The 22,097-nt window shown below is 70.1% G+C and carries 17 protein-coding genes and 5 pseudogenes; 9 read left to right on the plus strand and 13 right to left on the minus strand.

What is annotated here, in order from left to right:
• Positions 1-362: 362 nt before the first annotated feature.
• On the plus strand, positions 363-1,730 hold the full coding sequence (locus tag QMK24_RS21020) for a hypothetical protein (RefSeq protein ID WP_283468034.1): 1,368 nt from the start codon (positions 363-365) through the stop codon (positions 1,728-1,730).
• On the opposite strand, the gene QMK24_RS21025 is transcribed toward QMK24_RS21020, so the two are convergent.
• From QMK24_RS21025 to QMK24_RS21045, 5 genes are all read right to left on the minus strand, one after another.
• Positions 1,707-3,860, minus strand: a complete 2,154-nt coding sequence (locus QMK24_RS21025) for a hypothetical protein (protein WP_283468035.1) — start codon at positions 3,858-3,860, stop codon at positions 1,707-1,709. The genes QMK24_RS21020 and QMK24_RS21025 overlap by 24 nt on opposite strands.
• Before the next feature lie 73 nt (positions 3,861-3,933).
• Complete coding sequence (locus QMK24_RS21030) at positions 3,934-4,416, minus strand: hypothetical protein (RefSeq protein ID WP_283468036.1); 483 nt, start codon at positions 4,414-4,416, stop codon at positions 3,934-3,936.
• Positions 4,417-4,624: 208 nt separating this feature from the next.
• Entirely contained in the window at positions 4,625-6,352 is a 1,728-nt protein-coding gene (locus tag QMK24_RS21035; protein ID WP_283468038.1) for a S53 family peptidase, read from the minus strand.
• Between the two features lie 912 nt (positions 6,353-7,264).
• On the minus strand, positions 7,265-7,747 hold the full coding sequence (locus tag QMK24_RS21040; protein ID WP_283468040.1) for a hypothetical protein: 483 nt from the start codon (positions 7,745-7,747) through the stop codon (positions 7,265-7,267).
• A 19-nt stretch (positions 7,748-7,766) separates the two neighbouring features.
• A complete protein-coding gene (locus tag QMK24_RS21045) occupies positions 7,767-9,653 on the minus strand; it encodes an exo-alpha-sialidase (protein WP_283468042.1) in 1,887 nt (628 codons plus the stop codon).
• Positions 9,654-10,375: 722 nt separating this feature from the next.
• Here QMK24_RS21045 and QMK24_RS21050 point away from each other — a divergent pair.
• The gene (locus QMK24_RS21050) at positions 10,376-11,938 is read left to right on the plus strand and encodes a sialidase family protein (protein ID WP_283468044.1); all 1,563 of its coding nucleotides are present in this window, start codon (positions 10,376-10,378) and stop codon (positions 11,936-11,938) included.
• Positions 11,939-12,550: 612 nt separating this feature from the next.
• Here the strand turns inward: QMK24_RS21050 and QMK24_RS21055 are convergent.
• A complete protein-coding gene (locus QMK24_RS21055; RefSeq protein ID WP_283468045.1) occupies positions 12,551-13,216 on the minus strand; it encodes a class I SAM-dependent methyltransferase in 666 nt (221 codons plus the stop codon).
• A 102-nt stretch (positions 13,217-13,318) separates the two neighbouring features.
• Between QMK24_RS21055 and QMK24_RS21060 the strand changes: the two are divergent.
• Both QMK24_RS21060 and QMK24_RS21065 read left to right on the plus strand, forming a co-directional pair.
• Positions 13,319-13,489 (plus strand): annotated as a pseudogene (locus tag QMK24_RS21060) (respiratory nitrate reductase subunit gamma); the annotation flags it as partial.
• A 154-nt stretch (positions 13,490-13,643) separates the two neighbouring features.
• Positions 13,644-13,904 (plus strand): hypothetical protein, encoded by a 261-nt coding sequence (locus tag QMK24_RS21065; RefSeq protein ID WP_283468048.1) that lies wholly within the window; start codon positions 13,644-13,646, stop codon positions 13,902-13,904.
• Positions 13,905-13,989: 85 nt separating this feature from the next.
• On the opposite strand, the pseudogene QMK24_RS21070 reads toward QMK24_RS21065, so the two are convergent.
• Positions 13,990-14,154, minus strand: a pseudogene (locus QMK24_RS21070) (ArsR/SmtB family transcription factor); the annotation flags it as partial.
• A 10-nt stretch (positions 14,155-14,164) separates the two neighbouring features.
• On the opposite strand from QMK24_RS21070, the pseudogene QMK24_RS21075 reads away from it, so the two are divergent.
• A pseudogene (locus tag QMK24_RS21075) lies at positions 14,165-14,473 on the plus strand (glyoxalase/bleomycin resistance/dioxygenase family protein); the annotation flags it as partial.
• Positions 14,474-14,525: 52 nt separating this feature from the next.
• Here QMK24_RS21075 and QMK24_RS21080 read toward each other — a convergent pair.
• Positions 14,526-15,353: an ArsR/SmtB family transcription factor gene (locus QMK24_RS21080; protein ID WP_283468050.1), complete on the minus strand. Its 828-nt coding sequence runs from the start codon at positions 15,351-15,353 to the stop codon at positions 14,526-14,528.
• A 401-nt stretch (positions 15,354-15,754) separates the two neighbouring features.
• Between QMK24_RS21080 and QMK24_RS21085 the strand changes: the two genes are divergently transcribed.
• Together QMK24_RS21085 and QMK24_RS21090 are read left to right on the plus strand one after the other, a co-directional pair.
• On the plus strand, positions 15,755-16,258 hold the full coding sequence (locus tag QMK24_RS21085; RefSeq protein ID WP_283468052.1) for a helix-turn-helix domain-containing protein: 504 nt from the start codon (positions 15,755-15,757) through the stop codon (positions 16,256-16,258).
• A gap of 172 nt (positions 16,259-16,430) precedes the next feature.
• Entirely contained in the window at positions 16,431-17,177 is a 747-nt protein-coding gene (locus QMK24_RS21090) for an MBL fold metallo-hydrolase (RefSeq protein ID WP_283468054.1), read from the plus strand.
• Positions 17,178-17,248: 71 nt separating this feature from the next.
• Here the strand turns inward: QMK24_RS21090 and QMK24_RS21095 are convergent.
• The 3 genes and pseudogenes from QMK24_RS21095 to QMK24_RS21105 all read right to left on the minus strand — a co-directional run.
• Positions 17,249-17,599, minus strand: a pseudogene (locus tag QMK24_RS21095) (DUF2182 domain-containing protein); the annotation flags it as partial.
• A 123-nt stretch (positions 17,600-17,722) separates the two neighbouring features.
• A pseudogene (locus QMK24_RS21100) lies at positions 17,723-18,562 on the minus strand (RNA-guided endonuclease InsQ/TnpB family protein); the annotation flags it as partial.
• 40 nt (positions 18,563-18,602) lie between these two features.
• The gene (locus tag QMK24_RS21105) at positions 18,603-18,884 is read right to left on the minus strand and encodes a class I SAM-dependent methyltransferase (protein ID WP_283468070.1); all 282 of its coding nucleotides are present in this window, start codon (positions 18,882-18,884) and stop codon (positions 18,603-18,605) included.
• A 55-nt stretch (positions 18,885-18,939) separates the two neighbouring features.
• Between QMK24_RS21105 and QMK24_RS21110 the strand changes: the two genes are divergently transcribed.
• A complete protein-coding gene (locus tag QMK24_RS21110; protein ID WP_283468068.1) occupies positions 18,940-19,245 on the plus strand; it encodes a Mov34/MPN/PAD-1 family protein in 306 nt (101 codons plus the stop codon).
• Here the strand turns inward: QMK24_RS21110 and QMK24_RS21115 are convergent.
• A complete protein-coding gene (locus QMK24_RS21115) occupies positions 19,220-19,588 on the minus strand; it encodes an ArsR/SmtB family transcription factor (RefSeq protein ID WP_283468056.1) in 369 nt (122 codons plus the stop codon). The two genes, QMK24_RS21110 and QMK24_RS21115, sit on opposite strands and share 26 nt — an antisense overlap.
• 104 nt (positions 19,589-19,692) lie before the next feature.
• On the opposite strand from QMK24_RS21115, the gene QMK24_RS21120 reads away from it, so the two are divergent.
• Positions 19,693-21,684, plus strand: a complete 1,992-nt coding sequence (locus QMK24_RS21120) for a heavy metal translocating P-type ATPase (protein WP_283468058.1) — start codon at positions 19,693-19,695, stop codon at positions 21,682-21,684.
• Between the two features lie 304 nt (positions 21,685-21,988).
• On the opposite strand, the gene QMK24_RS21125 is transcribed toward QMK24_RS21120, so the two are convergent.
• The coding region (locus QMK24_RS21125; protein WP_283468069.1) for a transposase at positions 21,989-22,097 on the minus strand (109 nt) is incomplete at its 5' end.

A 22,097-nucleotide genomic window follows, 5' to 3' on the forward strand; every position in this document is an offset into this window, starting at 1 on the left:
TCCGCCACGCGTCTGCTCGATCTTCTGGTCGTTCTCGAAGGCGATCGTCGTATCCAGACCGTCTTCACCTGCACAGGATCATCCGCACTCGATGAGGGAATTGACCATTTCCTCACGTCCCACGGAATGCTGAACATTCCGTGGAGCGCGGCAAAAGCGCACGCATTCGACCTGGCTATCGCGACAAGCCGCGGTGGGGATCTGCATAATCTTCACGCTCCGCTCATGGGAACGCCCCATGGCGCTGGATACAATAAAGAATGGAGCCGGGAGCCGGGAGCCGGGAGCCGGGAGCCGGGAGCCGGGAGCCGGGAGCCGGGAGCCGGGAGCCGGGAGCTTTCGGGCTGACGTCCGAGTGGCTCATGCACGACGGCATGGTCGTCCCCTCGGTTCTCGTCCTGTCGCATCAGGAGCAGCGGGAGCGGCTGCGCCGTAGCTGCCCGGAGGCTGTTGCGCGCAGCGTGGTGGCCGGGGATCCGTGCATCGACCAGCTGCGGGCGAGCACGGCGTTTCGTGAGACGTATCGCCAGGCACTGGGCATTCGGCCGGGACAGAAGCTGGTCGTCGTCTCCTCGACCTGGGGTCGCGGTTCGCTGCTCGGCTCCCCGGAGCCGGACGTCTTGCGGCGGGCGCTGGCTGAATTGCCCACTGACGAATACCGCGTGGTGGCCGCGATCCATCCCAATGCCTGGTACGGGCATGGCGCATGGCAGGTGCACAGCTGGCTCACGCCGTTCCTCGACGCGGGTCTCCTTCTTCCGGTGCCGGATACCGAGACATGGAAGGCTGCCCTCGTGGCGGCCGATGTGCTCATTGGCGACCACGGGTCATTGACGATGTACGGAGTCGCGTTGGGCGTTCCGTGTGTGCTGGGTTCCTTTCCCGCCGATGGCGTCGCCGCAGGGTCTCCGATGGAGCGCATCGGCCAGGTACTGCCGCGGTTGGCGTCCCATCGGCCGCTGGGGTCGCAGCTCGAAGACGCTCTCGTCGCGCAGCCGGGGGATCCCGGGTTGGAGCCGCTGCGCGCGTTGGTGACCTCTCGGCCAGGAGAGTCGGCGGCTCTCCTGCGGCGTCTGATCTACCAGTACGTGCACCTCGCGGAGCCTGCGGCACCCGCCGCTACGCGCCTCGTTCCGGTGCCCGCCCCTGTCACGGCGTCGAGGCAGACGCCCGGCTGTCCCGCCATGTTCGTGTCCGTGTCGACGACCCACGACGGAACAGCGACGACAAAGACAACGGAGATGACGGAGACGACCCGGACGACGGAGACGGCGACCGTCCGGCGGTATCCCGCAGCGCTGCAGTCCGAAGCGGGTCGTCACCTGAAGGCCGCGCATCTGGTGGCGGACCTCTCCGAGCCCGATGTCCGCTGGTCGCGGGCGGCGGATGTGCTGCTGCTGCCGCGCGGACGCACTCCGATCGCATCCGCCGCGTCCTTGCAGTGGACTCGGCTCACGGGCAGGCATCCGGGGTGTTCGCTGGTCGTGGTGGAGGAATCCGAGGACGGATGTCTGACGCTCCTCCCCGATGGGAGACGGCTGTCGGCCCGGTGGGCCGAGCACCCCCGCTGGGCCGACTTCGCCATCGCGGGATCCCTCGTGTACGACTACGTCTACGGCCACGCCGGCAGCGCAGGCCGGGAATCCCAGCGCTCGCCCGCGCCGTTCGGCGTCAGAGCCAGCGCCGGCGACGGACAGGAGCCAGGGCTACTCCTCATCACCGAGTCCTGAGCCCGCCGCCCCCCGCGCCAGCCGCGTTTCGGCTTCGGCCACACGCGTACTGCGTTCGGAGGCGTACAACTCCCGTGCCGCGCTCCAGTCGGACACCGCCCGCTCGGCGTGGCCCTGCTCGTGGTGCACGTCGCCGCGGAGCAGCAGGAGCCCGGCTTGCTGGTAGGCGGGGCCGTGGACGCGCATGATGGGTGACGCCTCGTCCAGGGCCTCGACCGCCCGGTCCAACTCCCCGGCCGCGCGGCGGTCTTGCGCGTACTGGAACAGTGCTTTGGCTTCGTTGTACCGGTCGCCGAACGCGTCGAACTGCCGGCGCGCGTCGAGCAGGGCTCGCGCGGCGTCCTCGTGCCGGCCCAGGGCTGTCAGAGCGCGCCCCCGGTGGTAGGTGAGCAGCGCGCGGCCGCGGGGATGGTGCACCGGGTCGAGCGCGGTCAGCGCCTGGAGGAACAGGGCGACCGCTTCCTGGGCACGGCCCTGTTTGAGTTCCAGCAGCCCCAGCCCCTCGAGTACGGAGGACTCCGTGCGGTGGTGGCCTTCCGTCCGCTGGGGTTCGGGCGGGCGCGCCAGCCGCAGCGCCGCCCTCAGATGGTCGTCCGCGTGCCGGGCGTCGTCCTCGGCGGCGCTGAAACGGTCGAGGTGGGCGAAGCCTAGCTCGTAGTGCATCCGCGCCATGGCGATCAGGTCGCCTGTTTCCAGGGCGGAGGCCAGTCCGGTGTTCAGCGCTTTGATCCAGTCGGCGTGATGGCCTCCTCTGAGGCAGAACGTCCACAGTCCCTGGCACAGCCGCCAGGCGAGGGCATGCCGCCCGCTGCTGGCGGCGAGGTCCACCGCAGCGAAGAGGCCGGCGCTCTGACGTGCCAAGGCGCGGGTCGTGGCCCGCTGATCCGTCGCGGGGGGGCGGGCGTAGGTCCGATAGGTACCCATGGGGTCGTACCGCCAGCGGCCCGACAGGGCGGCCTCGGCACTCTCGGCCCGGTCCACGTAGTACCGCACGACACGGTCGAGCGCGTCCTCCCTGCTCTGCGCGGGTTCGTCGTCCTGCACGTGCCGCCAGGCGTGGTCGTGGACCAAGCGGCTCATGCTGAACGAGTCACCGTCCTCCTGTTCCAGGAGGTTCGCGGCGCCCAGGGCACGCAGGGCGCGCCTCGTGGTGGAGGCGTCCGCGGCGAACAGTTCTTGTACGACACCCAGGTCACCCGAGGCGATCGGCAGCAGCCCCAAAAGCCGGTAGGCCCGGGCGATTTCGGTCTCCAGGTCCCCGACCGCCAGGTCCAGCATCCCCGAGAGGGAGGCGTCGTCCGACATGTCCATCGCCTCCCACCGGGTACGGCGGTCGTCGAACCGGAGGGCGAGGTCGTGCAGGGCCTCCGGCCCCAGCGCGGCCAGATGTGCTCCGACGATCCGTACGGCGAGCGGGATGCCGCCGCAGGCCTGAACCACCCACTGCCGCGCGGTGCGCGTGCCGCTCGGGAGCCGGCCGACGCGGGTGAGGAGTTCATCGCTGTGCAGGTCGTCGAGTGGCTTCACGGGGAGCACGTCGACATCGAAACGGCTGACGAGCCCCGGCAGCCGGCTGTGACTGGTGATCAGGACGACGCTCTGATCGGAGCCCGGAAGCAACGGGGCGACCTGTGCGGCGGTCAGCGCGCCGTCGATGAAGACGACGACCGGTCCGCTGCTGGTCCATGACCGGAAGAACGCGGCGAGCGCGTCCGGATCGGACGGCCGGTCGTCCTTCGGCACACCTAGAATCCGCAGCCAGTCCTCCAGAACGGCCACCGGGTCGACCGGTCGCCCCGAGCTGTCCCGGCCCAGAACGGCGTGCAGTTGGATTCCGGGGAAGTCCGCCCGGTGCAGGTGCAGCCATCTGCGGACCGCTGCCGTCGCGCCGACGCCCGGAACACCCGTGAGGAGCATCCGGGTGGGGATGTCCTCGGACCGGCAGCCGTCCCAGATCGTGTCCATCCGCGTGAACAGCTCCGCGTTGTTCACGTAGTGACGCACCGAGGGGACGGACATGCGCGGTGTATGCGCCACGGCCGCTGAGTGATAGTGCAGGTGCGCGTCCCGGGCCATGACCACGGCCTCGTGAAACGTGCCCCCGCCAATGGAGTTGTCCGTCGTTCCCACGATCCCAGTTTCCCCGTTCGTCACCGCATACGGACCCGTTCGTTCCCCGATGGCGTGTCGCGGGACGAGCGGTTCAGCTCTGGTTTCGGGGGTCGACGGGTACGGGGGGCGCTGGAGGTGCGGCGGGTGCGGCAGGTGCGTGAAAGGTCAGCGACGCGAAGTCCCGGCCCTGCATGACCGGTCCGTGCTGCACGCCGCCGCTGATGCGATTGTGCACAACCGAGGTCTCCGCCGGGGGCAGCTCGGACCCGAGCTCCTCCAGCACCGCACGCAGCTCGTCGGCAGCGGCGGGATCTGCCTGCAGCAGACGCCGCAGCCTCAACCGCCATGCGGCCTCGACATCCGCAACGGTCGGCTCGTCACTCGCCGCGAGGGCGCGCACCACCTCGTCCCGGGAGCCGTCCAGCTCATCCTCCACCGCGGCGGTCGCCTCGGTACGGCCGCGGCTGAACAGGGCCACCAGCCGGCCCCGCGCCTGCGCCCAGGATTCCGACACCATCAACCCGACCAGCGTCGTCGCCCCCGATGTCGCAAGCGCCACCAACTCGGCTTCCACAGCAACCCCCTTCACCGCTCCGTACGGCCCACCGTAGAGGCGTTGACGTTCGGTCGGTAGTGCACCCGGCGCCGGCCCGTGGCCGGCCGGGCGGTCGCCTCGATGCCGATGACGCGCCAGGTCCGGTGCGAAGCGGCCCGGTTACGGGCACGGACCCCTCCCCCGCTGTGACGGGGAGGGGTCCGCACCGGTGCTGTGACGAGCGGCGTCAGGAGACGGTCACGTCGTCGTAGTAGGTGTAGGTCGCGTCACCCGCGTAGTTGTCGTCCTGGCTGGTGAGGGTGAGGGTGTAGCTGTGGCCCGCGGTCACGGAGCCGGTGGCCGTCTTCCAGCCGGCGCCGTTGGTGCAGGTCTTGGCCAGGACGGTGGTCGTGGTGGCGGTGGTGTTGTCCTTCAGCGTGGCGGTGGCCCAGTCGTAGGTGACCGTGTCGGGGCAGGTCACGTTGTAGGCGAAGGAGACCTTGGTGCTGCCGGTGGGCGCGGTGAAGGTCTGGGCGATGGAGGAGGTGGTGGTCGGGCTGGACGAGCCGAGCACGGCGCCGTAGCTGCCGGAGTGCGCCGCCGCGGCGCTGACGGAAGTGGCGCCGGTGGAGGTCCAGCCGCTGAGGGTGCCGGCTTCGAGGGTGCCGTTGGTCAGCGTGGTGCCGCCGCCGGTGCTGCCGCCGGTGGCGAAGGCCGTGGTGCCGTTCGGGGTGCCGAGGCCGGTCGGGCCGTCGTAGCCGGTGCCGGCGGTGCACAGGTAGCTCGGCGAGCAGCTGCCGTTGTTACCGGTGGTGACGTCGTTGAGCGCGCTGGTGTGCGCGTAGGGGTACTTGGACGGGTAGTCGGCGGGTGCGGGGGTGCCGGCCAGGGCGTAGACGCCGGCGATGATCGGCGAGGAGGCGCTGGTGCCGCCGTAGACGTTCCAGCCGGTGGCCTGGTAACTGTCGTAGACCGCGACGCCGGTGGCCGGGTCGGCCACGGCCGACACATCGGAGATGGTGCGCTTGGAGCAGCCGCTGTCGGTCTGCCAGCTGGGCTTGGGGTCATAGGCCGAGCAGCCGGAACCGGTGCCCTCGGTGGCGTTGGTGTGCCACACCGACTCCGACCAGCCGCGGGCGCTGGAGTCCCGCTTCAGGGCGGTGCCTCCGACGGAGGTCACGTACTGGGAGGCCGCGGGGTACTCGGCCCCGTAGGCGGAGTCGCCCGCCGACACGGTGATCGCGACGCCGGGGTGCTTGAAGTACTGGTTGTCCGCTGTGAGGTCCGAGGCGTCCTCGGAGCCGCCGTAGCTGTTGGACACGTACTTGGCGCCCTTGCTCACCGCGGTGTTGACCGCGGTGCCCAGGTCGCTCATGTTGGCCGTGGTGGCCTCGACGAGCAGGATGTGGGCGTTGGGGGCGATCGCCGAGACCATGTCGAGGTCCAGGGAGATCTCGCCGGCCCAGCCGGCGTCGGCGGCCGGGTAGGTGGTGCCGCCGGTCTGGTTGATCTTGCTGAAGCAGCCGTTGGACGTGGTGCACGCCGGCAGGCCGTACTGGGTGCGGTAGGCGGCCAGGTCGGATTCGGCGTTGGGGTCGTCCTGGGCGTCGACGATGGCGACCGTCGCGCCGGCGCCGCCGTTGGCCGGCAGGTTGTAGGCGCTGATCAGGTCGGTCGGCCCGAACCCGGACGGGACGGCGAGCGGCGACACCGCGTTGACCGTGAGGGCGTGCGGCTGGACGACATCGGTGCGGGCCAGCGCGTTGCAGGCCATCATCCGGTGCCGGGTGGGTTCCGAGCAGAGCCGCTTGATGTGCGGCTGGGCCGAGGCGGCGGAGGCCGGCGTGCCGGCGCTCGCGGTGGGCTGGGCCTGTGCCGATCCGGCCGCGGTCAGGCCGGTGGTGGCGAACGACAGCGCGACCAGCCCGGTCAGGGCGGTCCGTTTCGCAGCACGGGATATGGGGGGGATACCCATGGGTGAGGGGTGCCTCTCTTGTGCTGGTCATCCGCGCGTCGATCGACGGCGGTGTGACCAATCGTCTGGACAGCGACAGAAGGCGTACCGGGTCACGCTCCCGAACCGTGCTGTTGCCTCCCGGCCGACATATCCGCGAATATCCGCGCACCAGGGAGAGCGACGGAACGCGGCACGGCAATCACCCGGCGGCTTTCCCCGGGTGTGCGGCGAAGCGCTCCGCAGAGAATTGCTCTCTCTGCCGACAAGGAAGTGAGGCACTGAACCGAAACACGCTCCGGCGCCTGACAAACTGTCACCACGAGGCGTGGTGACACCATCTGCCGCCGGAAGCAAAGCAGACTTGATGAACACCGGTCAACAGCTCTGCGTGAGTTCATAGGCCGAACCCGTTACGGCAATGTGAACCGGATGGACAGAGCGGGGCCATAACGCCTAAAGGTCCCTCGACCATTGCCCGCAACCGGTTGTGAATTGACCGGAGGCCGGAATCCGCGAACAGAAACACATGACGAGAATTTGACGACTCGTTGACCAACGCGTCGAAGATTCCCCGCCTCAGGGCGCGGGTTGGATTCCCGTGGACCAGACGTTCTGAGCGCCGAAGAGGACGCCCCCATATTAAAACGAATGTCATTCCACTACTGTCGGGAGTGGAGCGACGGACCTGATGGGCGCGCGAGGGCGTCCATGCATACGCCTGTCGGAGTCCGGTCGGTTCCGCACCAGTCGTCGGCAGTGCGTGGGGTACTGCCGACGACGTGCGGGACGCGCGACTGCCGAAGGCCCGCTCCCGGACCGTTGGCGGCTTACCGGGGAAGCGGCACGGGCGCGCTGAGTGCCGCCACCGCGATGGCGGGCATGGTGGCGCCGAGTTGAACTTCGACGGTGCCGCCCGGTCGCCGGACACCGCTACGGCCGGTAGCGGAAGGTGCGTTCGCCGGCCTCAACGGCGCGCCCCGCCCCCGGTGTTCCCGCGGGGGGGGCGCGCTGCCGTGCGTCAGCCGGGCTGCGGCACCCAGAGGACCGCGCGGTAGGGGCCGTTGGCGGTGGAGCGTCGGGCGGCGTGGTCGCGGCGCTGCCGACGACCTCGCCCTGGTGATCGGCGCTGGTCGCCGTGGCGTTGAGGCCGCCCAGCGCGGGCAGCCGGGTGAACTCGCCGGTGTCGACACGGTCGGCGAAGGCGAAGGGGCCCGGGAAGACGTCGCCGACGACGAGCCGCCCGGTGAACCCGTTGCACTCGGTGACGCCGAGCTCGGGGTCGAGCGGCGTCCGCGTGCCGGTGGTGAGGTCGAAGGAGTACGCGGCCCGGCCGTCCGAGGCGACGGCGGTGTGCCCGCTGCCGGCATGCCGCCGAACACAGCGGTGCGGGCGCACCTCAAGGTGCGCCCGCACCGGGTGGATTCCGCGGGGCTCAGCGCAGGGTGGTCAGCGGGACGCGCGGTGTGGCGGGCTCGGTGAAGACCGGTGTCCCGTGCTCGGCTTTGGCGATGCCGCCGGTGACGGTGAGTCCGCCGGCGGTGTAGAGGGCTTCGTCGAAGGCCTGCCCGTTGGCGGGGGCCTTGCCGACGGCGAAGACCGCGAAGGCTTTGCCGCCGATGACGGAGGTCGACATGTAGTCACCAACCATGCTGCCTTGGGTGGTGTTGGCGATCTGGGACAGGGACGTGGGTCCCGCCACGGTGGTGGCCGCGCTCCAGGTGGAGCCGCCGTTGGCGGAGGAGAGGTAGCCGACGTCCAACTGGCAGCTGGAGGCAGTGCAGTTGGCGTTCGGGTAGAAGTAGTAGTACAGGCCGATCTTGGCGGTGGTGCCGGACGTGGCGTGGTCGACGCCGATGCCCGGGATGAAGTGGTCGACGCCGGAGTTGGTGGCGTCGATGGGCACGCGGGTCACCGCGGACCAGGTGGTGCCGTTGGTGGAGGTGGAGTAGACGATGTCGTTGGAGGGGCAGCCGGAGCGGAAGCGGCAGTCCTGCCAGGCGACATAGATCTTCCCTGCGGCGTCGATCTCGGCCGACGGCAGGCCGGAGCCGTCCCGCAGTCCGCCGGCCGCCGTGTGGCTGGAGACGTTGGCGACCAGGGACGTACTCCCCCAGGACGAACCACCGTTGGTGGAGCTGAAGGCCCGTACCGAGGAGCCGTTGGTGGAGTACGGGACGACGACGGTGCCGCTCGGCTGGACCAGCGGCTGGCCGCCGAGCCCGCTCGGCGTACCGGAGGGGGACTTGGGGGCGGACCAGGTGGCGCCTCCGTCCGTGGAGGTGCTCATGATGACGCGGTTGCCGGAGGAGGTGAGGTCGACCTCGATGTAGCAGTTCCCGTAGAACGGGCTGGTGCTGGTGTTGTCGCAGACGATCCATTCCTTGTCGTAGCCCTGGCCGTCGCCCCCGATCGCCAGCACCGGATTGTTCCAGCTGACGCCATCGGCGGAACGGCTGACGGTGACGCCCGCGCCGTTGACGGCCGAGTCGATGACCAGGCCCGAGACCATCCAGGTGCCGTGCTTGACGTCGTAGGCCACGGACGGGTCGGAGACCCGGGCCCAGGTGCCGCCGCCCTGGTAGACGGTGATGCCGGGCAGCATGCCGTGGCTCCAGGTGGCGCCGGAGTCGGTGGAGGTGTTCCAGCCGATGTCCGAGCCACCGCCGTCATTGAACCGGCCGACCTGCGAGGAGGTGACGATGGTGCTGCCGTAGGCGAAGGTGTCGGGTTCCACCTCGGTGGCGTGCTGGCTGCTGCTGTTGGTGAACGGGTCGGTGCTCACCTGGGTCAGTCCGGGTGGCGGGGGTGGTCCGCCGGCCAGGGTGACGTCGTCGTAGAGGGTGTAGGTGGCGTCCCCGGCGTAGTTGTCGTCGTGGCTGATCAGGGTGAGGGTGTAGGAGTGACCTGCCGTCACCGCTGCGGTGGCCTGCTTCCAGCCCTGGCCGTTGGTGCAGGTCTTGGCGAGCGCGGTGGCCGTGGTCCCGGCCGTGTTGTCCTTGAGGGTGGCGGTCGCCCAGTCGTAGGTGAGGGTGTCCGGGCAGGTGATGCTGTACCAGAAGGAGAGTTGGGCCTCACCGGCCGCCGCGGTGAAGGTCTGGGCGACGGTGGAGTCGCCGTTGGTGGGAGCGGTGCCGCCGACGCGGGCGGCGTAGGTGCCGCTGTGGACACCGGAGTTGACCACCGCGGTGGAGCCGGTGGATGTCCACCCCGACAAGGTGCCGGTCTCGAAACCGCCGTTGACCGTCGCTGCCCGGGCGGGCTGGGTGAGCAGCACCGCGGTCAGGCCGACGGTGGCGACGCTGGTCGCGGCCGCTAACACGCGGCGTGAGCGCACATGCGGGTGTGGCATGGGTAACCCCTTCGGGTGGGGGACGGCGTTCGTCCTCTGACGGAGGTGCGGGCTGCCGAGCCCCACACGGCAGCCCGCAGCTTGAGGCCCGGGATCAGGCGGTGGTGACATCGTCGTAGCGGGTGCAGGTGGCGTCGCCGTGCGTCGAGCGCCGTGGCGGGGAGCGAGGCGAGGAGGGCAGACAAGGCGGCCATGCAGCCTCGTCCGATCGTGGAGCGTGGCACTGAACATCCTTTCGAGCAGCCGGGGATCGCCCGGGCGCCTGGGGTGAAGGACGTTCACGCAAGGTGGACGCGTGTTCGCAACTCGCGATACTTGCACCGGACATGACAGTCGACAAGGCTGTAGACAGTCGCACTTCCGACGCGACCAAGAATTTGCGCGTCCTGGCGAACCCCGGGCGATTCACGCCCTGACCACATGTCGCGCCCGCGTGTCGCGCCCGCGTGTCGCGCCGCGGCGCAGACCGGGGTTGACGCCGGGGCGCTTTCGCCTCCGGCCTCGTGCCCGGATTCCGTCTCGTACGGCTTGCTGTGCCCCAGTAGGCTCGCTGCCTGACCGTCTCCGCGGAGAACCCGGACACCCCGGAACCGCTCGGAACGGCTCGGAACGGAACGCCCCGAGGACAGCATCGCCCAGGACAACAACCACCGGTTTCACCGGCTTTCACGGCCAAGGACCATGGGGGCTCCATGCGCGCACGTGCAAGAAGCAACGTCATCGTGGCGACCGCGCTGCTGCTGTTCGCCTCGGCGGCCGGCACCGCCCTGGCCGGCCCCGCCGGCCAGCCGCTGGGCCTGGTCTCACCCGGTGACCCGTACGCGGCCTGTGGCATCAGCGGCGACGGGCCCGGCGTCAACTACCCGTCCGCCGAGGAGGAACCGTATGTTTCGGCCAATCCCCGTGATCCGCGCAATGTGATCGGTGTCTTTCAGCAGGACCGCTGGTCCAACGGCGGCGCCCGCGGCCTGTCCGCCACCTACAGCACGGACGGAACACACTTCACCCAGACGGCGCTGCCCTTCAGCCACTGCGCCCCCGGCGGAGTCCCCTACCAACGCGCCTCCGACGGCTGGGTCAGCTTCGGGCCCGACGGCACGGCATACGCGAGCGGGCTGGTCTTCGACGCCACCACCGCACGCAACGGCGTGGCCGCCACCACCTCCCACGACGGCGGCCGCACCTGGAAGAACACCACCCAGCTGATCGCCGACACCGACCCGGCGTTCGCCGACGACAAGAACTCCGTCACCGCGGACCCGGTCCACCCCGGCGTCGCCTACCAGGTCTGGGACCGCATCCAGCAGGTCGCCTCCGGTCCCGGAGCGATCTTCGACGGCCCCGCGTACCTCTCCACCACCCGCGACAGCGGCCGTACCTGGTCCAAGGCGAGGCCGTTCGTCGACACCGGCGCCGTGCCCAACTCGCAGACCATCGGCAACATCATCGTCGCCGACCCGCGCACCGGCACGCTCTACGACTTCTTCGAGTGGCAGACCTACTCCGACGTCACCGCCACCACCCCCACCGATCTGCACTTCGCCGTGGTGCACTCCGCCGACCAGGGCCGCACCTGGAGCAAACCGGTCACGGTGGCCACCGACACCTCCGTCCCCGAGGTCGACCCGAACGCCCCGAACGACCCCGCCAAAGCTCTCCGGGCCGGCAGCGGACTGCCCAGCGCAGCGATCGATCCGCGCACCGGCGAGCTGTATGTCGCCTATGAGGGGGCCGAGTTCACCGGCGGTCAGTACGATGCCATCCAGCTGGTGCACTCCACCGACGGCGGCCGCACCTGGTCCGGGCCGACCCGTATCAACCAGGCACCCGGCGCACCCGCGTTCACTCCCTCGATCGCCGTCGACACCTATGGGGCGGTCACCATCAGCTACTACGATCTGCGGTATCTCTCCCCGGGAAACACCACCACGCTGCCCACCGCGGCCTGGCTCGTCACCTTCCCGCGCGGCGGCCAGGAGTACCCCAGCGAACGCCGCATCTCCCGGGTCTTCGACTGGCTCCAGGCTCCCTACGCAGGCTGGGGACACTTCCTCGGGGACTACGAAGGCATCACCACCGACGGCCGGTCCGTGCGCCCGCTGCTCATCGAGACCAACGACAGCAACCCGCTGAACTCCACCGACGCCTACAGCGGCCTCTTCCCGTCCGGATCCCGCGGCCCCCTAACCGCTCCCGCAACAGCCTTTCCCCGTACGGCTGTCCAGCCTCGTACCGCCCACCCGTTCAGGCGCTGAACCCAGAGTTCGTTCCCCGCCGAGCGGCAGGGCCGGGTCCGCGCCGGGACCGGCCGATGCGTATGGCTGACGCCGCGGAGGGCGACTGCCGCAACGGACGGTCCCGGCTACCGGCGGCCGAGGCCGATGAGAGTGACGGAGGCCGGATCGGTCCGGTCGCCATGCCGAAAGGTGCAGGCGGGGCTCCATCCGACCTGCGCGGCAGTGCGGAGCGCATGCGCGGGCTTCGGCCGTGCGGGCGATCTGCGGTGCTCCTGGCGTGGGACAGACCGATAGTGACACTCCGTCACGTTCCTCTGGATCTTCATTACGCCTGGCATCCCGCGCCCGGCGGAGGAGAAGAGAGCAGTCCGCGCCACCGCGGTCCAGGTAGTTCACCCACGCGGCTCCATGGTGAGCAGCGCAGCGTTGGCGCTGAACGCCAGGCGAGCGAGACGTACCCCATGCCGACTTGGACGGGCACTTCGATCAGTGGTCCGACGACGCCGGACAACCGGACGGCCGGGCGATGGCCCAGCGACACCCGTCGCATCGGCACGCTACGTGGACACACCGGGCCTGCCCCGCGGGACTCGCCGCACAAGATGCCCGCAGCCGTGGCGGGGGTCGTGGTCAACGGGGCAGGGTCTGTGTGACCCGCCACAGGCGGCGGGGCAGGTCGCCTTCCTCGAAGGCGTGGACCTCATCCAGGGTCCAGCCGTCAGCGAGGTCGTCGACCAGATGACGGGGGAAGAAGTGGACGGCGAAGCCGCCGTGCTCGTAGATGTCGTCGCCGTGGGCGATGCCGCCGCCGAAGTGGGCGTCGCCGGTGTGGCGGACGGTGTAGACGAACACCCCGCCCGGCCGCAGAACCCGGCGGATCTCGGAGACCAGCGCGTGGATCTCCTGCGTGGACAAGGCCATGCACAGCAGCATGTGCGCGAAGACCGCATCCACCGACGCGCCGTCCAGGGCCAGCGGCGCGCGGACGTCGTGCACCATGGTGGTCACGCGCTCGGCCACATCCTGCGCCTGGGCGGCATCCCGAAGCTGTGACAAGCCGGTGGGGCTGAAGTCGGTGGCCTGGATGGTGAACCCGCCGCGCGCGAAGTACAAGGCGTCGCGGCCGTGCCCGGCGCCGAGTTCCAACACGTCTTCAGCCCCGGCCGCGCGGAAGACGCCGGCGGCGTGGACGGCAGGGGCGGAAGGCTGCTCTCCGTACATACCCGGGTGGGCGGCGTAGGTGTCCTGCCAGTGCCGGCGCTGCGCATCCGCCAACTCGTGCTCGTGTGCCGCCACGTCGTTTCAGCTCCCTCGCCTCCCGGCCGAACGCCGGACCACTGGCAAGCCTAGACGCGGCGGCGAATACCGCCATCAGCGAAAACTTCGCCGACCGGGTTCGCGGTGATCGGCATGCCGCTGTTCGCGCTGATCCCCTTCACCCGCCTGGCCCACATGTTCAGCGCCCCCGTCCAGTACTTCTTCCGCCCGTACATCGTCTACCGCAGCCGTGACCCCCAGCAGCTCGGCGAGCGTCCGGACCGGCGCGGCTGGGAACGCATCGACCGGTAGGGCAGCTCCGTCTCGATTCAGGCGCCCCGCCCGCGTAGGCTATCGTCGCTCACACGTTCGAATCTTCGGAGTGGATGTGCGCGAGTCCGAGGGGGCGGAGCGCCCGCCGCCGCGCGCCGTGCGCAAGATCGCTACTCGCTTGACGATGAGGGGTATGGACTACAACATCACCGCCGAGGAGGAAGCTCTCGTCTTCCGTCTGGCGGAGCTTCTGAACGCCGGCGCACAGCCACGGGAAGAAGAAGTCGTGGATGAGCTGGGCAGCGAGGTGAGCGGCCAGCTCGCGTCGCTCAGCCGGAAGGGCTGGATCGACGTCGAGCGTGTTCCGGACAGCACCTGGCGCGTCAATGACCTCTCCCCCGTCGCATGGCTCGCGATCCGTGCGCGACGTGACGTCGGCGGCGGCGGGAGTTGACCCGCCGTGAGACGAGCGCGCCGACCGCCCGGCGTCCCAGCGGAGCGGGCTCGGTCATCCGGAGCCTCCGGCAGCCGGCGGTCTGGGCCTGAGCTGCGGCCGGAGCTTCGAGGAGCGAGGAGAGCCGGGCCAGAGCTGCGGGCAGCACCCAGTAGTAGACCCAGGTCCCGCGCCGCTCGGAGGCCACCAGGCCGGCTTCGCGCAGCACCTTCAGGTGATGGGAGATCGTCGGCTGGGACATGTCGGACGGACGAGGTCGATCCACCGACCAGGTCACCGCCGCCACCGGCCGTCTCGAGGAGGCCGGACTCGCCACGTTCGAAGAGAACGACACCTCCACCTCCTGCTGCTACGCCCTCCAGGACAAGGTCTGGGTCACCGGTCCCGGTAAGGAGCCTGGGAGGTCTATGTCGTCAAGGCCGACGCCCGACAACCTCGCCAAGAACAGCGGCTCCCCGGACGCCTGTTGCGGCACCACCGCCTGCTGCACCCCCGACGAGCAGGCCGTCGACCCCACGCGGACACCGGCCGAGGCAAAGGCCGCTGCCGGATGCGCCTGCGGAAGCTGATCCCAGGGCCGGCAGGTGGACGGCAGCGCGCGCCGTAAGAGGTGGAGTGCCGTCAATTACCCATGGACATCGTCGAGTTGGCCATGATGAGGTTGTCGCCGAGTTCGGTGAGGGTGTGCCGTACCCGTTGGCCTTGCCGGACGCTGACGATCAGGGCGGCATTGCGCAGCGACGTGGCATGCTCGGACGCGGTCGGGGCGCTGACGCCCAGGCGGGAGGCCAATTCACCGGTGGTACAACCGGTTCTCACGGCCCGCAGCGCTTTTGCCCGGCCGCGGCCGATGAGTGCGGCGAGTCCGTCGCCGTCGCCGCGTGCCAGTGGGGTGACGCGCCGTGCCGGGTAGATCAGGGTGGGCTGACGGCCGGTCGGGAGGATCGGCAGAATCTGGTCGAGGCCGAATACGCTGGGCATGAGGACCAGTCCGTGACCGCCGAGACTGACGCGCGCGTCGGCGGCGAGCCTGTTCATGGGGATGGCCAGCGCGCCTTCGGCGCTCTTCCAGCTGATGCCGGCATGCAGGGCCCCCGCCGCAGCCGCGAGCCCGAGACACGAGGCCTGCTCCGTTCGCCAGGCGATGTCGCGGCGTAAGGCCCCGCGCAAGGTGTTCCAGTCGTCGGCCATGCAGGCGTTGAACAGGGCGCGCATGGCGGCGGCCAGGTCTCTGGCCGCCGCTCGGCCGCCGTCGCGCAGGTTCAGCAGGCCGCGTGGCGGGACGGCGAGCCCCGCCGCGGTCGTGTACAGGTCGATCTCGGTACTCAACTGGTCCGCGCCGATGGCTTCCAGTACGTCCAGCTCGGCACCCAGGTCATCGCCGGAATCCGGCACAAGGGGAACCAGTGGGAGCGGGATGTAGCGCGGGTGCGCGTTGATCAACTGCACGAGTGGTAAAGCCCGTTGCGGAATCCGCCGACGAACCGAGGACCACCACCGATCGCGTGTCACACCACCGTCCGGCCTCGGTCCGTCGTGCAGTGCGTCTACCAGGTTGCGCAGCGGTGAGACCGATAGTCTCATCCTCGCCAGATCCTCGGCCTCGCAGCCGAGCAGCACAGATCCCCCCACCGCGGCCCCCTCCCCCTGATAGCCCGCCACCGCTCGCTCGCATCGAGCACGCCGACCCGTGCGGGACATGATGTCAGCCGCCGCCCATTGTTGATCCGGCCCAGTCCTGATGGGAAGAGGGCGCCCGGACCGGCGCCGGGTGCCGGCGTGCCCGCATGGCGGAATCCTGCAGAGTCCCGTCATTGCGGACACCACCGCGGTGGGTGAGAGTGGCGGGCATGAGCGCTTCTCCTCTTGTCCCTCACCTGGTGGTGATCGCGGTGTCTCCCGGTGTCGACGCGCTGGACGTGACTGGGCCGGCCGAGGTCTTCGCCATGGCGAACCAGGTGCTGAGCGGACGGCACGGGCAGAGCCAGTTCAGTGTTCCTCTGGCGCAACGCCCCAGCACCCGCCAGGACATCCGCAGCCTGCGGCGCTGGATCGGCGAGCACCTCGACAGCGATCTGTCGGTACCCGCGCTCGCGGTACGGATGGCGATGAGCGAACGGCACTTCGCCCGGGTTTTCCACACCGAAACGGGCAGCACGCCCGGTGCCTTCGTCGAGCAGATGCGGCTCGAAGCGGCCCGCCGCATGCTCGAACGCACCGACCGGCTGACCACCGATATCGCCAGGACCTGCGGGTTCGGCTCGGTCGAGACCCTCTACCGCGTCGTCCGCGACCGCCTCGGCACCACCCCGGGCGACTACCGGGACCGCTTCCGCATCTCCGCCCCGGCCTGATCTCAGGGCGCGGCCTGATCCCAGAGCCCGCCTGATCGCGGACCCCGCCTGCTCCCAGCCCCGGCCCGACCCCGAACCCCGGACTCAGCGCGACCGCGCGCCGTACCGGCCCTCGGCATGTCCCGGGCCACCCCCAACACGCCTTGAACATCGAACAAGGAGAGCAACCGACATGAAGATCACCGTGACGCACATCGGCACCGCGACCGTCCTGCTGGAGATCGGCGGGCTGCGCCTGCTCACCGACCCCGTCTTCGATCCGGCCCCGTCCGAATACCCCTACGGCCCCATCGTCCTGCGCAGCACGGTCGGCCCGGCGATCGCCGCCGCGGATCTGCCGCAGGTCGACGCCGTACTGCTCAGCCATGACGAACACGCCGATAACCTGGACGTCACGGGCCGGACCCTGCTCGCCGGACGCCCCGTCGTCACCACCGTCAGCGGCGCCGGCCGCCTCGGTGGCGCAGCGATCGGACTCGCGCCCTGGGCCACCCACGAACTCACGGTGGCGGGCAAGACCCTCCGTATCACCGGCACACCGGCGGAGCACATCGGCGACGTCGTCGGCTTCGTCCTCGAGGTACCCGGCGAGAACGAAGCGGTCTACGTCTCCGGTGACACCGTCCACACCGGCGAGCTCGACGAAATCGGCCGCCGGTTCACCGTCGGCACCGCCCTGCTCCACCTCGGCGCCGCCCGCTTCAAGGAATACAACGACAGCCAGCTGATCAGCATGGACGGCGCCCAGGCCGCCGCACTCACCCGCTCCCTCGGCGCCCACACCGTCGTGCCAATCCACTACACGTCCTGGCAGCACTTCACCGAGGACCGCGCAGACGTCACCGCCCGCTTCACCGACGCCGGCCTCGCAGACCGCCTCCACTGGCTCACCCCCGGCACCCCCGCGACCCTCGGCTGACCCCGGGCGACGGAGCGGGCAGCCGGCAGCGGGCAGCGGGAGGGGCGCGGGCGGACCGCCCGCGCGCTCCGTCAACGCATGGGCTCCATCGGCGACCCCGTGCTCTGCAGCCCGGGCAGCAACCAGTCCTGGAACGGAGCCAGTACGGCGAACACCAGGAAGGCGATCCCGATCACCGTCGAGAACCGCGGCCCCAGCCGCCACAGTTTCTCGGCGAAGATCACCGCCGACAGTCCGGCCATCGCCGGGATGTTCATGACGCCCAGCGGGATGAAGACCAGCATCAGTCCCCAGCAGCAGCCGATGCAGTACAGCCCGTGATGGGCTCCCACACGCAGGTCGCGGGCCCGGTGCCGGAATTGCGAGTAGCGCATCAGCTGGTTCATGGGGCTGCGGCAGTGCCGCAGACAGCTGTTCTTCAGCTGTTCTTCAGCGGGCCGAGCTCCAGCTCGCGACCTGGGGCCGGGCGACCCTTGACCGGGCCGACGCGTACCGATTCCAGTGGAGCAGGGAGGGCCAGTCCAGCAAGCCCATCACCTTCGACCGGACTTGGCCAACCGTGTGCGGGCGAGGCCTTTCACTGCGAGGTCCTCGACGTACACCGCTTGGTTCTCGCGGATGATCGTCGTGGACAGCTTGTGGTGGAAGTCCTTGCGGGCGTCGGCCGTGCGGACGTGAGGCCGCGCGACCTTCACGACGGCCTTCTTGCGGTTGGCGCTGCCCTTCGCCTTGCGGCTGAGGTTCTGCTGGGCCTTGCGGAGTTTCTTCTCCGCGCGGCGAAAGAACTTCGGCGCGCTGATCTTGCGGCCGTCGGAGAGCACCGCGAAGTGGGTGAGACCGAGGTCGATGCCCACCTCGCCCGTGGTCTCCGGCAGGACCTCGGAACCGTCGGTCTCCACGACGAACGACGCGAAGTATCTGCCCGCCGTGTCCTTGACGACGGTCACCGCGGGCGGCGTGGAGGGAAGGCTCCGGGACCACTTCACCGGCACGTCGCCGATCTTCGGCAGGCACAGCTTCCCGCCCGGGGTGATCTTCCAACCGGCGTTCGCGGTGAACCGGATCGACTGCCGGTTGTCCCGCCGAGACGTGAATCAGGGCGCACCCATCTTCGGGCGCTTGCCCTTGAGGCCGTCGAAGAAGTTCTTGTAGGCGGTTTCCAGATCCCGAAGGGACTGTTGCCGGACCACGGACGACACTTCACCGAGCCAAGCACGCTCGGGAGTCTTCTTGCTCGCGGTCAGCCGCTTGGACAGCCCGGCTGCGGTGACGAACGGCAACTCCTCCGCACGGGCGTCCTCACGGATGCGAAGCGCATCGTTGAAAACGACCCGGGCACATCCGGACGCGCGGGCCAGCGACGAACGCTGACAAGGCCAAGGATGCGCTTCACCCCCGCCCCAAAGGGCGGAGCACCGCGCAAGATCAGAGGTAGATACCGGTGCCCGATCCCAGTTCCAGGCAGGGCCCGTGGGGCAGCGGGCCGCCGCGGGCGAGGGCGTCGCGGACGGGTTCGTCGCGGCCGGATGCCTGGGTGCTGTCCCAATGTTCGGCCAATTCATCGAATTGGTCGCTGACGAAGTGGGCCATCTGGAGGGTCCAGGGCGTGCCTCCCGTGGCGAGTTCGCGGGCGAACGCGCGGAAGGCATCGGACTGGGCGGCCGGTGGGACGGGTTTACCGGGCAGCGCCGGCAGGACGCGCGGCAAGTGAGGCCATGCCGGTATTTCAGCAGATGTGAGCGGTTTGATCACCGTGCCGGGCGTGCATCAGTCCGAGGCGCGGAAACCGCGCAGGCGCAGGCTGTTGCCGTGCGACGGCTCCGCCGATCTCCTGCGGCTCTACCGGCAGTTGGACAACCGCGGTGAAGAGCCGGTCATCATCGACCACTCGCACACCGCCACCGAGGCCTACCGCTCACGTACCGATGTCTCCTACGCCTCCGAACCCGGGGTCCACTACGTGGTCGTGTCCACCGCCGGGAGCGGCGGAGAGGACTTTGCCGGCTTGCGCGCCTGCCTGCCCGGTCGAGTCGGGATGCGGCTCAGTTGTCCTCGGCCGCGTCGGTGAGACCGAGGCGTAGGTGCTCGGTATGGAAGACGGCCTGGTCGAGGAGTTCGGCGACGTGGTGGTCGTACAGGGCGTAGACCACGGACCGGCCCCTGCGTTCGCCGGTGACCAGGCCGAGGTTGCGCAGCAGCCGTAGCTGGTGGGAGCAGGCGGACTGCTCCAGCCCTACCTCGGCGGCCAGTTCGGTGGCGGGCAGCGGCCCCTCACGCAGCCGGGCCAGGATCAGCAGCCGGGAGGGCGTGGCCAGGGCCTGGAGCGTGGTGGCGACCTTCGCGGCGTTGGAGGCGTCGAGGCGAAGGCGTGGCACGGCGTTGTCGGTGGCGGTGTCGACTCCATGGCCCATGCGGACCATCGTACTCACCATACATGCACACATGAAGGAGTCTTCATGTGTGCATGTATGGTGAGTGGGTCGTCTCGCTCCGCCCTGCGTGAAGGAACCACCCCATGCCTCCCACCATGACCATGCGCCCGGCCCCGCCCAGCGGCGTCCGCGACGCGGTGGCGCCCCGGCGCCGCACCCGGGCGTTCGCGCTGCCCGAGGCCCGCTGGGCAGCGGCGGCCACGGTCGCCTTCCTCATCGCCCTCGGCCTCCAACTGGGCGGCACCTCGGGGTGGTGGTGGGGTCCGCTCTACGCGGTCGCGTACGTCGCCGGGGGATGGGAGCCCGCATGGGCCGGGGTCCAGGCACTGCGCGAGAAGATCTTGGACGTCGACCTCTTGATGATCGTTGCCGCGATCGGCGCTGCCGCGATCGGGCAGGTCATGGACGGCGGTCTGCTGATCGTCATCTTCGCCACCTCCGGCGCCCTGGAAGCCCTGGCCACCGCCCGCACCGCGGACTCGGTGCGCGGCCTGCTGGACCTGGCACCGGCCACCGCCACCCGGCTGGCCGACGACGGCACCGAGGAGACCGTCCCCACATCCACCCTGGCCATCGGCGACACCGTGCTGGTCAGGCCCGGCGAACGGGTGGGTGCCGACGGCCGGGTCCTGGGCGGAGCCAGCGACGTCGACCAGGCCACCATCACCGGTGAACCGCTCCCCGTCGTGAAGCAGACCGGTGACGAGGTGTTCGCCGGCACTCTGAACGGCACCGGGGCCCTGCACGTGAAAGTCGAGCGGGACCCCCGTGACTCGGTGATCGCCCGCATCGTGACCATGGTCGAGGAAGCCTCCCGGACCAAGGCGCCCACCCAGCTCTTCATCGAGAAGGTCGAACAGCGCTACTCCGTGGGCATCGTCGCCGCCACTCTGGCGGTCTTCGCCATCCCGCTGCTGTTCGGCGCGGACCTGACCGCCGCGCTGCTGCGCGCGATGACCTTCATGATCGTGGCCTCGCCGTGCGCGGTCGTGCTGGCCACCATGCCGCCGCTGCTGTCCGCGATCGCCAACGCCGGACGCCACGGCGTCCTGGTGAAATCCGCCGTCGTCATGGAACGCCTGGGACAGATCGACGCGGTCGCACTCGACAAGACCGGCACTCTCACCCAAGGCGTCCCCTATGTGACCGAGGTCCACCCGCTGGCCGGATCCGGATACGACGAAGACGCCCTGCTGGCGCTGGCCGCTGCCGCCGAGCACCCCAGCGAGCACCCGCTGGCCCGCGCCATCGTCCGTGCCGCCCGCGTCCGCGGCCTGCGCCTGGCCACCGCCGAGGACTTCACCTCCGCGCCGGGATGGGGGGTGGCCGCCACCGTCGACGGCACCACGGTCGCGGTCGGCAATCCCGCCCGGCTGCAGGGCGGCCAGGACGGGCAGGGCGGCCAGGGCGGGCAGTGTGCCGTGGACGTGGCCGGGCGGCTGGAGGAGAACGGGCGGACCGCGGTACTGATCGAGGCGGACGGTGTGGCCGTTGGGGTGCTGGGTATCGCCGACCGCATCCGTGACGACGCCGTCGCGACTGTCGCGGCTCTCACCCAACTGACCGGCGCCGCACCCATGCTGGTCACCGGCGACAACCCCCGCGCCGCCGCCCGTCTCGCCGCCGAGGTGGGTATCAGCGATGTCCGCGCCGGTCTGCTGCCCCAGGACAAGGTCAGCGCGGTCCGAGAACTGGAGGCGGCCGGCTCCAAGGTGCTGGTGGTCGGTGACGGCGTCAACGACGCCCCCGCACTGGCCGCCGCACATATCGGCATCGCCATGGGCCGGGCCGGTTCCGACCTGGCTCTGGAGACCGCGGACGCGGTGGTGGTACGCGACGAACTCGCCACCATCCCCACCGTCGTCGCCCTGTCCCGCGCGGCCCGCCGCCTGGTCGTACAGAACCTGCTCATCGCGGGAACGTTCATCACCGCCCTGGTGATCTGGGACCTGGCCGGGCACCTTCCGCTGCCCCTGGGCGTCGCCGGGCACGAGGGCTCCACCGTCATCGTCGGCCTCAACGGGCTGCGCCTGCTGCGCGACTCAGCCTGGCGCCGCGCCCGCAACGGCGGCTGATCCCGCCGGGCACCTGCGCCGGATTGGGTCAGCGCGGGTCAGCGCGGGTCAGCGCGGGGGCGCAGTCCGGCCAGGGTGACGGCGACGAGCCGGCGGAATCAATCCACTGCATGGCCAACCCCGGGAAGACCCTGCCGAATAGGGACCCCCGGAGGCTGCGGGAACGCCCCCGGAGGCGGCCCGCCGGCCGGGCGGGTTCTACCTCTGATCTTGCGCGGTGCTCCGCCCTTTGGGGCGGGGGTGAAGCGCATCCTTGGCCTGGAGGCGCGAGGCGCCGGAGTTCCGGGTGCCTCCGGGGTAACGGTCAGGATGTTGGGCGTTGCTGGTTCTCGATGTACTGGCGGACGACGGTGAGCGGTGCGCCGCCGCAGGACCCGGCGAAGTAGGACCCGGACCAGAAGTGTCCGCCCCAC

The sequence above is a fragment of the Streptomyces sp. PH10-H1 genome (assembly GCF_030063355.1).
In the GTDB taxonomy this organism is placed as follows: Bacteria; Actinomycetota; Actinomycetes; order Streptomycetales; family Streptomycetaceae; genus Actinacidiphila.

Excerpts from the sequence above, each read along its gene's own strand:
- QMK24_RS21020 (WP_283468034.1), top strand. The coding sequence starts at position 363 with ATGCACGACGGCATGGTCGTCCCCTCGGTTCTCGTCCTGTCGCATCAG.
- QMK24_RS21035 (WP_283468038.1), bottom strand. The coding sequence starts at position 6,352 with ATGGGTATCCCCCCCATATCCCGTGCTGCGAAACGGACCGCCCTGACC.
- QMK24_RS21050 (WP_283468044.1), top strand. The coding sequence starts at position 10,376 with ATGCGCGCACGTGCAAGAAGCAACGTCATCGTGGCGACCGCGCTGCTG.
- QMK24_RS21065 (WP_283468048.1), top strand. The coding sequence starts at position 13,644 with ATGGACTACAACATCACCGCCGAGGAGGAAGCTCTCGTCTTCCGTCTG.
- QMK24_RS21085 (WP_283468052.1), top strand. The coding sequence starts at position 15,755 with ATGAGCGCTTCTCCTCTTGTCCCTCACCTGGTGGTGATCGCGGTGTCT.
- QMK24_RS21090 (WP_283468054.1), top strand. The coding sequence starts at position 16,431 with ATGAAGATCACCGTGACGCACATCGGCACCGCGACCGTCCTGCTGGAG.
- QMK24_RS21115 (WP_283468056.1), bottom strand. The coding sequence starts at position 19,588 with ATGGGCCATGGAGTCGACACCGCCACCGACAACGCCGTGCCACGCCTT.
- QMK24_RS21120 (WP_283468058.1), top strand. The coding sequence starts at position 19,693 with ATGCCTCCCACCATGACCATGCGCCCGGCCCCGCCCAGCGGCGTCCGC.